The sequence below is a fragment of the Xanthobacter sp. BG11Y11_SDJG genome (assembly GCF_057364445.1).
Window position 1 is genome coordinate 1 of record NZ_JBNFNU010000129.1, and the last position, 10,460, is coordinate 10,460.

The following is a 10,460-nucleotide window of genomic DNA, read 5'->3' on the forward strand; positions in this document are numbered from 1 at the left end:
GCTGATGCGCGGGACGAGGGTCGAGACCGCCCCCGGACGGCCGCGAGCCGGTCTCCCCCCCAAAAAAAAGCGCGCCCGGCTCCGCCTGCATCCCGAATGGGCAGGCGGAGCCGGGCGGCGCGATGGCTGCGGCGGTGGTCAGTCGACCTTGATGCCGGCCGTGTCGACGATCGTCTTCCAGGCCTTGACCTGGTCCTCAAGCGCGGCGCCGAAATCCTGCGGCGAACCCGATTTCACATACATGCCGAGCTTGTCGATGGCGGCCCGCGCCTCCTCGGACTTCATGCCCTCGTTCACCGCCGCGTTGATCTTGTCGACGATGGCCTGGGGCGTGCCGGCCGGCGCCAGGAGCCCGAACAGGATTTCCGTGGGGAAGCCTTCGAGCCCGACCTCCTTGAGGGTGGGAATCTCCGGCAGTTCCGGCCAGCGTGCGGCACTCGTCACCACGAGCGCCCGCAGGTTGTTCTCCTTGATGTGCGCGAGCAGCGTCGACTTGTTGTTGAACACCACCTCGATATGGCCGCCGAGCGCATCGTTGATCGCCGGCGCGCCGCCCTTGTACGGGATGAAGAGCAGATCGGTGCCGGTCTTGATCTTGATGAACTCGCCGACGATGTGCGTATAGATTCCCGTCGGCGCGCCGAAGCGCAGGGAGCCGGGGTTCTTCTTGGCGTAGGCGACGAACTCCGCGAAGGTCTTCGCCGGGACGCTCGGCGCGATCACCATGGCCATGGAATCGATGCAGATTGCGGCGACGGGCGTGAAGGACTTGAGCGGCTGGTAGCCCGGGTCCTTGTAGAGCGCGCCCACCAAAGCGTTCACGTTGGTGCCGCCGACCAGCAGCGTGTAGCCGTTGGGCGCGGCCTGCGCCACCGCCTTGGCGCCGATGCGGCCACCGGCGCCGCCGATATTCTCGATGATCACGGTGGCGCCGAGCTGCTTCTGGAGCGCCTGCGCCACCAGCCGGCCGGCGACGTCGGTCGGCCCGCCGGCGGGGAACGGCACGACGATCTTGATCGGCCGGTCCGGATAGTCCGCGGCGGCCGTCACGCCGGTGATCGGCAGCATGGCGATGGCGGCCGCCAGGCCGACGCCAGCATCGTCGTCCTGGAGCGGGCACGGCCCTGCGCCGCCGCGGGCGCTGCAAAAGTCTCAGCATGGCTCGTTTCTTCCCTGCGAGTGTTGATTGGTCTTGTTGTCAAGCATGGGCGCGGCCGCGGCCGCGGACCGGATGTCAGGCCGATTTCTTGGCGTGCTCCGCCGAGACCGGCCGCGTCTCGCCGGTTTCGACCATGGTGCGGGTGGCGTCGACCGAGGCGTAGACCCAGAAGATCTTCAGCGGCTTCTCGCTCGACCCATTGCGGAAGCGGTGCGGCAGGTTGGAGGGGATCCAGGTGGTGTCCATCGGCTTCACCGGATGGACCTCCTCGCCCACCTCGGCGAAGCCCTCGCCTTCGAGCACCAGCACCGTCTCCTCGCAGTCGTGGTAGTGCCACGGAATGGCGGAGCCGGGGCCGATCAGGGTCATGCCGGTCAGCATCTGCTGCGTTCCGGTCGAACGGGTGACCAGCGGAATGGTCCGGTTGCCGCCGCCGCGATCCACGCTCGGCATCTGGTCCGGCCGCATGAGCGCGGCCTTGAGATCGGCGATGGCGGGGGCGGCGGTCATGGGACAATTCCTTGAATCGGTCGGTTCGGGTCGGCGGATGCGGCGACCGTGTGCGCAAATCCATCACCGCGACATCGATAACGCAAATATCAAATTACGATCATTCATCATGCCGGTTCAGCATGGCCTCCGCCGCCCGGGCGCGCCATGCCGCCGGCGTCTGACAGGCCATAGAACATTGATATTTCGAGCGCTCGACGAAACGGCGTAGAACCGGGCGGCAACCCGAGGATGCGCCATTGACCCAGGCCTTCTTACACCCCGCGCGGACACTCCCCCTGGAGGCGCGGAGCCCCGTCCGACTGGCGCGCATGGACCTGTTTCCGGTCGCGATGCCGCTGGCCCGGCCGATGAAGATGTCCGGCGTGACCATCCGCCATGCGGAGAACCTGTTCGTGCGCCTTGAGGCCGCGGACGGCAGCATCGGCTGGGGCGAGGCCGCCTCGGCACCGACCATGACCGGGGAGACGCTCTGGGGCATGACGGCGGCGGCGCAGCTGATCTGGGACGCCATCCAGGGCTGCGACGCCCGCCTTCATCTGGACGTGGTGCAGAAGATGCAGGCCTGCATCTACGGCAATACGAGCGCGAAGTCGGCGGTGGAGATGGCGCTCATCGACCTGCTGGGCAAAGCATGCGGCCTCAGCGCAGGTACGCTCATCGGGGCGCCCCAGCGCGATGCGCTCGAGCCCATGTGGATGCTCGGCAACGCGACGCCGAAGGCCGATCTGGCCGAGGCGCGGGCGAAGTCCGACGAAGGCTACCGCTTCTTCAAGCTGAAGGTCGGCACCAAGACCATCGACGACGACATCGCCACCGCCCTCGGCGTGCGCGCCGCCATCGGCCCCGCGGCGAAGCTCTGCGCCGACGCCAATGGCGGGCTCTCGCGCGAGGCCGCCGGCCGCCTGATCGCCGAGACGCAGGCCGCCAGCCTTCTCTATCTGGAGCAGCCGCTGCCGGCCCCGGCGCTCGACGATCTCGCGGCGCTGAACCGGCTCGGCATCGTCCCCATCGGCATCGACGAGGGCATCCATTCGCGCGCCGACATCGAGACCCATACCGCGCGCGGGGCGGCAGCGGGGGTGTCGCTGAAGCTCATCAAGCTCGGCGGCATGCTGGCCACGCTGGACTGCGCCGCCCGCGCCATCGACCTGGGGCTTGCCATCAACGTCGCGGCGAAGGTCGCGGAATCGAGCCTCGCCTCGGCGGCGGCGGCGCATGTCGCCGCATCCCTGTCGACCTTCGACTGGGGCTTGAGCCTCACGCAGATCTATCTGGAGCACGATCCTGTGCTCGATCCTCTTCGCTTCGCCGACGGGGCGGTGGCGGTGCCGACCGGCCCCGGCCTCGGCGTGAACGTCGACGAGGACGCGCTGCGCGCCTACCAGGTGCCCGTGCCGCGCTAGGCGCGGTCCGGCCGGCCTCTAGCTCTTCTCCTGGCTCCGGAACACCCCCTGCCGGTCGAGATCGGCCATGATCCGGGTCACGCTGTCCTTGACGATCTGCGCGGACCGCGAGAGCCGGCGCGTGCGCGAAAACGCGAGCGCCAGCCGGCGGAACAGCCCCTTCGGGCCGATCGGGTGCAGCGAGACGTCGCCGCTCTTGGCGTCGTCGGCGAGGATCGAGCGCGGCAGGATGGTGGTGCCGGTGCCCTGCCGAACCATCAGGCGGATGGTCTCGATGGAGTTCAGCTCCAGCATCACCGTCACCAGCGGTCCCTTGTGGCCCAGAAGGTTGTCGATGATGGTGCGGATGCCCAGCGACATGATGAGCGGCGTCGTCGCCAGTTCGTCGAACGAGATCGGGCCGGCCTTGCGCAGCCCGCGCGCGGTGACGAACATCATCTCCTCCGAGACCAGATGCTCGATGACGAGCCGCCGCGTCGGGGCCGGCTCGGTCAGCACGGCAAGGTCGAGGCGGCCCTCGTCCAGCCAGTCCATCAGGGGCTGGGTGTAGCCTTCGCTGATGGTGAGATCGATGCGCGGATAGTCGCTGCGCAGGGTGGAGACCAGCGTCGGCGCCACCTGGGTGCAGATGGTGGGCACGAGGCCGAGCGCCATGGCGCCGCCCGGGCTGCCGGCGGAGCCGCGCACCGCATCCTTCGCGCGCTGCACCTCGCGCAGGATCGTGCGCGCATGCTCGAACAGTTCGCGGCCCTGGTCGGTCAAATGGATGCCGCGGCTCTCACGGATGAGAAGCTGCGCGCCCAGTTCGTCCTCCAGCTGCCGCACCTGCCGGCTGAGCGCCGGCTGCGCCACGTTGAGATGCTGCGCCGCGCGCGTGATGCTGCCGAGCTCGGCGATCTTCGCGAAGTAGTTCAGAGCCCTGAAATCCAAGCGCATCCCCTCATGGCGTCCCCTCATGGCGCGGCATGGCAAGCCATGCCGAAATTGTATTTAGCAGCGCGGCCATATCAGGAATAGTTCTTTCTCCGCAGGCGGTCCACCGACGGACCCTTCGAGCGGAGTGTTTCGATGTTCTTTCTCAATCCGGTGGAGCGGCTGGTCGCCGAAATTCACTATCAGCTGCCCGAGAAGTGGCGGAAGAAGAGCCGGACGGCCTGGTCCGATCCCAACCGCGCCAATGCCGAAGTGGACAGCTTCCTCGAAGGCCCCTCGTTCGACCGCGACGGCAATCTCTACTTCGTCGACATTCCCTTCGGCCGCGTCTTCAAGCTGGCGCCGGACGGAAACTGCGACCTCGTGTGCCAGTATGACGGCTGGCCGAACGGCCTGAAGATCCACAAGGACGGACGCATTTTCATCTGCGACTACAAGGCCGGCCTGATCCTGCTCGACGAGAAGCGCGGCGTGGTCGAGCCGCTGCTCGCCTCGCGCAACAGCGAGGCGTGGAAGGGGCTGAACGACCTCGTGTTCGCCGCCGACGGCACGCTCTATTTCACCGACCAGGGCCAGACCGGCATGCACGACCCGACGGGGCGCCTGTTCCGGCTCGATCCGAACGGCAAGCTCGACATGCTGCTCGGCACCATCCCGAGCCCCAACGGCCTCGCGCTCAACATGAAGGAAAACCGCCTGTTCCTGTCCGTGACGCGGCAGAACGCGGTGTGGCGCTGCCCGATCATGACCGACGGCACCATGTCGAAGGTCGGCACCTACATCCAGCTCTCGGGCGGACACGGCGGACCGGACGGCATGGCGCTCGACGAGGAGGACGCGGTGATCGTCTGCCAGCTCGGCGTGGGCGTGTGGCGCTTCGATTCCGACGGCATGCCGACCCACCTCATCACCGGGCGCGTCGGCCATCACCTCACCAACGTCTGCTACGGCGGCAAGGACAACAAGACCCTGTTCATCACCGAGGCGGACACCGGCACCATCCTCAAGGTGGACATGCCGGTCGCCGGCAAGACCCTGTACTCCCACGCCTGAGCGCGTGCCGGGTCCTCAGCGGGTGGCGGGAGGTTCCCGCCACCTCGTCCTTCTCCTGCGATGAAGCCAGCCCCATGATCGTTTCCGTCAATCCCTACACCGCCGAGGAAATCGCGCGCTTCGAGGCGCACACCGACGCCGAGATCGATGCCGCGCTCGGCCAGGCGGTGCAGGCCCAGAGGGTCTGGCGCACCACCTCCTTCGCCGAGCGCGCGACGCTCGTGCGCGCGATCGGCGCTGTGCTGCGCGCCCGCAAGTCCGCATTCGGCCGCCTCATCACCGCGGAGATGGGCAAGCCCATCGCCGAAGCGGAAGCCGAAGTGGAGAAGTGCGCACTGAACTGCGACTTCTACGCCGAGCACGCCGCGGCCTTCCTGGCGGACGACGTGATCGGCTCCAGCGCCACCGACAGCCGCGTGGTGTTCGATCCGCTCGGCGTGGTGCTCGCGGTGATGCCGTGGAACTACCCCTTCTGGCAGTATTTCCGCTTCGCCGCCCCGGCCTTCATGGCCGGCAACGGCGCGGTGCTGAAGCATGCGAACAACGTGCCCCAGTGCGCCAAGGCCATCGCCGACATCGTCGCGGAAGCCGGCGCCCCGGCCGGCCTGCACCAGACGCTGTTCATCCCCTCGTCCAAGGTGGAGCGGCTCATTGCCGACGACCGCATCGCCGCTGTCACGCTCACCGGGTCGACGGAAGTGGGCGCCATCGTCGCCGCCCAGGCCGGCAAGGCGCTGAAGAAGCAGGTGCTGGAGCTGGGCGGCTCCGACCCGTTCATCGTGCTGGCGGACGCCGACGTCGCCGCCGCCGCCGAGGTCGCCGTCAAGGCGCGCTTCATCAATGTCGGCCAGAGCTGTGTGAACGCCAAGCGCTTCATCGTCGAGGCGGCGGTCGCCGAGGCGTTCGTCGAGGCTTTCTGCGCCAACGTCGCCAAGCTGAAGATCGGCGATCCCATGGAGCCGGGCACCAATATCGGGCCCATGGCCCGGGCCGATCTGCGCGCAACGCTGCACGACCAGGTGGAGCGCTCCGTGGCCGCGGGCGCCACGCTGCGGGCGGGCGGCGCCTTTGTGGACGGCCCCGGCTTCACCTATGCGCCGACCATCCTCGACCACGTGACGCCGCAGATGGCGGCCTTCAACGAGGAGACCTTCGGCCCGGCCGCCGCCATCATCCGCGTCGGCTCGCCGGACGAGGCGATCGCGTGCGCCAACGACACCGAGTTCGGCCTCGGCGCCGCGCTCTGGACCCGCGACACCCAGAAGGCGGCCGTCCTCGCGCGGCAGATCGATGCCGGCGCGGTCTTCATCAACGGCATGGTGGCGTCCGACCCGCGGCTGCCGTTCGGCGGCATCAAGCGGTCCGGCTACGGCCGCGAGCTGGGCTCCTACGGCATCCGCGAGTTCACCAACGCCAAGACGGTGTGGACCGGCCCGGCGCGGTAGAGCGCGATCCGTCGATCGGCCGGCGCCGGGCGCACCTTCTGCGGTGCGCCCGGCGCCTTGGATCAGCTGCGCACGAAGGCGAGCAGGTCGGCGTTGAGGACGTCGGCGTTGACGGTCAGCATTCCGTGGCCAAAGCCGGGATAGGTCTTCAGCGTGCCGTTCTTGAGCAGCGGGGCCGAGAGGCGGGCGCTGTCGTCGATCGGGACGATCTGGTCGTCCTCGCCGTGCAGCACCAGGGTCGGCACGGTGATCGCCTTCAGGTCCTCGGTCTGGTCGGTTTCCGAGAACGCCTTGATGCCGTCATAGTGGGCCTTGGCGGAACCCATCATGCCCTGCCGCCACCAATTGTAGACCACCCCCTGGTCGGCCTTGGCCCCCGGGCGGTTGAAGCCGTAGAACGGCCCGGCCGGCACGTCGACGAAGAACTGCGCCCGGTTGGCGGCGAGCGCCTGGCGGAAGCCGTCGAACACCTCGATCGGCAGGCCGCCGGGATTGCTCGGCGTCTTCACCATCAGGGGCGGCACGGCGCTCACCAGCACCGCCTTGGCCACCCGCCCGTCCGGCTCGCCATGCCGCGCCACATAGCGGGCGACCTCGCCGCCGCCGGTCGAATGGCCGATATGGACCGCGTTCCGCAGGTCCAGATGGCGCGCCACCGCCGAGGCGTCGGCCGCATAATGGTCCATGCCGTGGCCGTCCCAGACCTGGCTGGAGCGGCCATGGCGCGCCGGTCATGGGCGACCACGCGATAGCCCTTGGACAGGAAGAACAGCATCTGCGCGTCCCAGTCGTCGGACGAGAGCGGCCAGCCGTGATGGAAGACGATGGGCTGGGCCTCCTTCGGGCCCCAGTCCTTGAAGAAGATCTCCGCGCCGTCGGGAGTGGTAACCGTGCTCATGATCGGTGTCCCTTGGATGTGGCCGGGTTCGTTGTGCCCCGGCCCGCTGCGATGACGGGACACTAGGCTCCGGCGGCCCGCCATCGGATTGGCGCGATCGACAGACTTCGGGCCATAATTGACACATGACGAAAGCAGCCCCCCTGGCGTCACCCGCCTCCGCGCCGCCCCCTTCGGCCGCCCCCTTGACGGCTCCCTTGACCGCTCCTTTGGCGGAGATCGCGCTGCTGCTCTATCCCGGCGCCCAGCTTGGCGCAGTCCATGGTCTGACGGACCTGTTCTCGGTCGCCAACCTCATGATGGCGCGCCGTCTCGCCGATGCGGCGCCGCGCCTGCGCGTCAGCCACTGGCGCGGCCGGCCAGACCTCACGGGCGCCGAACGGGTCTTCGACAGCGATCCGGGCGCGCCGGGCGAGCCGGATTTCGTCATCATGCCGCCGGCGGTCATCGCGCCCATCACCGCCGAAGAGGCGGCGCCGCTGGCGGACTGGCTGCGCGCGCGCCATGCGCGCGGCGCGACGCTCGCCTCGGTCTGCGCCGGCGCGTTCCTGCTCGGCGAGACCGGCCTGCTGGAAGGGCGCGCTGCCACCACCCACTGGTTCTACGCCAACGATTTCGCCGAGCGGTTTCCCCGTGTCCGCATGGACACCGACAAGCTCGTCATCGACGACGGCGACCTCATCACCGCGGGCGGCCTCATGGCCTGGACGGATCTGGGGCTCAAGCTGGTGGACCGCCTGCTGGGGCCGACCGCCATGCTGGAGACCGCGCGCTTCCTGCTGGTCGATCCGCCCGGCCGCGAGCAGCGCCACTACAGCGTGTTCTCGCCGAGGCTGCGCCATGGGGACGCGGCGGTCCTGAAGGTGCAGCACTGGCTGCAGGCGACCGGCGCCCGCGACGCGACCCTGGACGCGATGGCCGACAAAGCGGGACTTGAACCGCGCACCTTCCTGCGCCGCTTCCAGAAGGCGACCGGGCTCAAGCCCACCGCCTATTGCCAGCACCTGCGGGTCGGCAAAGCGCGCGAACTGCTGGAGACCACCACGCGCGCGGTCGACCAGATCGCGTGGGATGTGGGCTATGAGGATCCGGGTGCGTTTCGCAAGGTGTTCCTGAAGGTGACGGGGCTCGGTCCGCGCGCCTACCGCCAGCGGTTCGGGGTTTCGGCGGTCCACGGGGACGCGCCGCCCAACGAGCAATAGGGACCGCCGGCACGCGCGGGCGGAGTGGACAGCGCCGTGCGCCGTGAACGGCGCCGATTGCCGCCGGCGCGGATGCTGTGCCTGCTCCGCGCGGCGGCCCCTTTTCAGCGGCGCTCGGCGCCCGCTTCGATGGCCGTCGGCGCGGCGCGCACCTCCTCGACGATGCGGCCGTCCGCCAGCCGGAGCAGCCGGTCTGCGCCGGCGAAATAGCGGTCGTCGTGGGAGATCACCACCAGCGCGCGGCCCTGCGCCTTCATCTCCGGCAGCAGTGCCTCGTAGAACAGGCGGCGGAACGCGGGATCCTGGTCCGCCGCCCATTCGTCGAACACCACGACCGGGCGGCGCTCCAGGTACGCGTTGAGGAGCGCGAGGCGCTTGCGCTGGCCGGTGGAGAGATCGATGCTGGAGAGCCGCTCACCCTCCACCGTCAGCTTGCCGGCGAGGCCAAGCCGAACAAGGTGCGCCGGCACGCCGGCGGCATCGGCGCCCGGCGGCAGGTCCTCGAACAGGAAGTAGTCCGAGAGCACCGCTGAAAAGTGCTGCCGGTAGGCGTCGCGGGCGGCGTCATCCACGGCCCGGCCGTCGATGCGGATGGTCCCGGCCTGCGGCGCGTAGAGCCCGAGCAGGAGCTTGATCAGGGTCGTCTTGCCCGAGCCGTTGGCGCCGCAGATGAACACCATCTCCCCCGGCCGCACGACAAGGTCGACGGGTCCGATCTCAAAGCCTGCCGCCCCCGCGTCGGCAGGAAAGCCATAGACCACGGCGGACATCTCGATGCCCTGCCGCAGGACCGGAACGGCGGCCGCGGCGCCCTGCTCCGCCGGCATCGCGCCGAACGCGGCGACGAGCGCCTCGATGCGGCGGAGCGCGATCAGGCCGCGCGCCATGGCGGGAAGCGCCTGCAGGGCCTGCTCCACCGGCCCTTTCATGTAGAGCAGCGTCAGCACGAAGCCCGTGAGCACCCCAGGCTCGGCGACGCCGAGCACGGGCGCGCCGGCGATCGCCGCGGCCACGCACAGGAAATAGAGCGAGGAGCCGGCCGCGCTCGCCACCACGAACAGGTTGATGGCGCGCAGGTTGATCCGGCGGATCCGGTCGACGGTCTGGGCGATCTCGACGCCCAGAAGGCGCTCCCGGCGCGGGCGGCTCAGGCGCAGTTCCTTGGCGCCCTCCACCAGGGTGCGGTAGGATTTGTGCAGCCGGTCCTCCTGGTCGCGCGCCGCCTCGAAGCCGGCAACGCCTTTGAGGCGCGCCGCGTGCACCGCCGCCATGCCGGCGCCCAGCAGCAGCGCCGTCGCGAGCGCCAGCGGGGCGCAGAGCCAGACGAGAATGCGAGGCAGCCGAGCGAGACCGCCAGAGAGATCGCCAGCGGCGCCAGCAGGAAGGCGACGTCGCTCAAGGCGTCCACATCGCCGGTGAGGACCGGCAGCAGCCGATGCGGCCGGAACCGCTCCAGCGCGTCGATGGGCGCCGCCGTGATGCGCGCGGCGAGCGTGCGGCGCAGTTGGGCGACCAGCCCCTGCCCGGCCGCATTGGTCAGGATGTCCGCGGCGGCATTCCCCGCGAAGGAGGCGGCGCACAGCAGCAGGAAGCCGCCGATGGCGGCCCAGCCGATGCCCTGCGGCGCCGCCAGCGCCGCGTTCACCGCAGCAAGGAGCGCCACGGTCGCGATGCTCGCGATGGCGCCCAGAAGCACCGAGCCGGCGAGCAGCGGCGCCACCGGGGCGAAGAGAGCGAGCCGCGCCCTCATAAGGTGCGCTCCGGCTGCGGGCAGTCCTGGCACGGGCTGAAGGCCGCAGACGCGGTGGCGCAGGTAGCACAGGCGCCGGCGGCGGGCGCCCCCCTCGCCGGCGA

Annotated in this window: 8 protein-coding genes and 1 pseudogene; 4 read left to right on the plus strand and 5 right to left on the minus strand. The window is 69.6% G+C overall.

The features are described from left to right. Positions 1 to 138: 138 nt before the first annotated feature. Positions 139 to 1,068: a Bug family tripartite tricarboxylate transporter substrate binding protein gene (locus tag AC2W7M_RS12430; protein WP_486132621.1), complete on the minus strand. Its 930-nt coding sequence runs from the start codon at positions 1,066 to 1,068 to the stop codon at positions 139 to 141. Between the two features lie 166 nt (positions 1,069 to 1,234). Next, entirely contained in the window at positions 1,235 to 1,669 is a 435-nt protein-coding gene (locus AC2W7M_RS12435) for a cupin domain-containing protein (RefSeq protein ID WP_486132622.1), read from the minus strand. Positions 1,670 to 1,980: 311 nt separating this feature from the next. Here AC2W7M_RS12435 and AC2W7M_RS12440 point away from each other — a divergent pair, with 311 nt between their 5' ends. Next, on the plus strand, positions 1,981 to 3,075 hold the full coding sequence (locus AC2W7M_RS12440) for a mandelate racemase/muconate lactonizing enzyme family protein (RefSeq protein ID WP_486132623.1): 1,095 nt from the start codon (positions 1,981 to 1,983) through the stop codon (positions 3,073 to 3,075). An 18-nt stretch (positions 3,076 to 3,093) separates the two neighbouring features. On the opposite strand, the gene AC2W7M_RS12445 is transcribed toward AC2W7M_RS12440, so the two are convergent. Next, complete coding sequence (locus tag AC2W7M_RS12445; protein WP_486132624.1) at positions 3,094 to 4,005, minus strand: LysR family transcriptional regulator; 912 nt, start codon at positions 4,003 to 4,005, stop codon at positions 3,094 to 3,096. 138 nt (positions 4,006 to 4,143) lie between these two features. Here AC2W7M_RS12445 and AC2W7M_RS12450 point away from each other — a divergent pair, with 138 nt between their 5' ends. Beyond that, positions 4,144 to 5,061, plus strand: a complete 918-nt coding sequence (locus AC2W7M_RS12450) for an SMP-30/gluconolactonase/LRE family protein (protein ID WP_486132625.1) — start codon at positions 4,144 to 4,146, stop codon at positions 5,059 to 5,061. Between the two features lie 74 nt (positions 5,062 to 5,135). Then, entirely contained in the window at positions 5,136 to 6,506 is a 1,371-nt protein-coding gene (locus tag AC2W7M_RS12455) for an NAD-dependent succinate-semialdehyde dehydrogenase (RefSeq protein ID WP_486132626.1), read from the plus strand. 62 nt (positions 6,507 to 6,568) lie between these two features. On the opposite strand, the pseudogene AC2W7M_RS12460 reads toward AC2W7M_RS12455, so the two are convergent. After that, positions 6,569 to 7,404: pseudogene (locus tag AC2W7M_RS12460) on the minus strand (alpha/beta fold hydrolase). A gap of 197 nt (positions 7,405 to 7,601) precedes the next feature. On the opposite strand from AC2W7M_RS12460, the gene AC2W7M_RS12465 reads away from it, so the two are divergent. Then, a complete protein-coding gene (locus tag AC2W7M_RS12465) occupies positions 7,602 to 8,606 on the plus strand; it encodes a GlxA family transcriptional regulator (RefSeq protein WP_486132627.1) in 1,005 nt (334 codons plus the stop codon). Between the two features lie 104 nt (positions 8,607 to 8,710). On the opposite strand, the gene AC2W7M_RS12470 is transcribed toward AC2W7M_RS12465, so the two are convergent. Further along, on the minus strand, positions 8,711 to 9,877 hold the full coding sequence (locus AC2W7M_RS12470) for a cyclic peptide export ABC transporter (protein ID WP_486132628.1): 1,167 nt from the start codon (positions 9,875 to 9,877) through the stop codon (positions 8,711 to 8,713). Positions 9,878 to 10,460: the final 583 nt, after the last annotated feature.

Excerpts from the sequence above, each read along its gene's own strand:
- AC2W7M_RS12430 (WP_486132621.1), bottom strand. The coding sequence starts at position 1,068 with ATGCTGCCGATCACCGGCGTGACGGCCGCCGCGGACTATCCGGACCGG.
- AC2W7M_RS12435 (WP_486132622.1), bottom strand. The coding sequence starts at position 1,669 with ATGACCGCCGCCCCCGCCATCGCCGATCTCAAGGCCGCGCTCATGCGG.
- AC2W7M_RS12440 (WP_486132623.1), top strand. The coding sequence starts at position 1,981 with ATGGACCTGTTTCCGGTCGCGATGCCGCTGGCCCGGCCGATGAAGATG.
- AC2W7M_RS12450 (WP_486132625.1), top strand. The coding sequence starts at position 4,144 with ATGTTCTTTCTCAATCCGGTGGAGCGGCTGGTCGCCGAAATTCACTAT.
- AC2W7M_RS12455 (WP_486132626.1), top strand. The coding sequence starts at position 5,136 with ATGATCGTTTCCGTCAATCCCTACACCGCCGAGGAAATCGCGCGCTTC.
- AC2W7M_RS12470 (WP_486132628.1), bottom strand. The coding sequence starts at position 9,877 with ATGGCGGCGGTGCACGCGGCGCGCCTCAAAGGCGTTGCCGGCTTCGAG.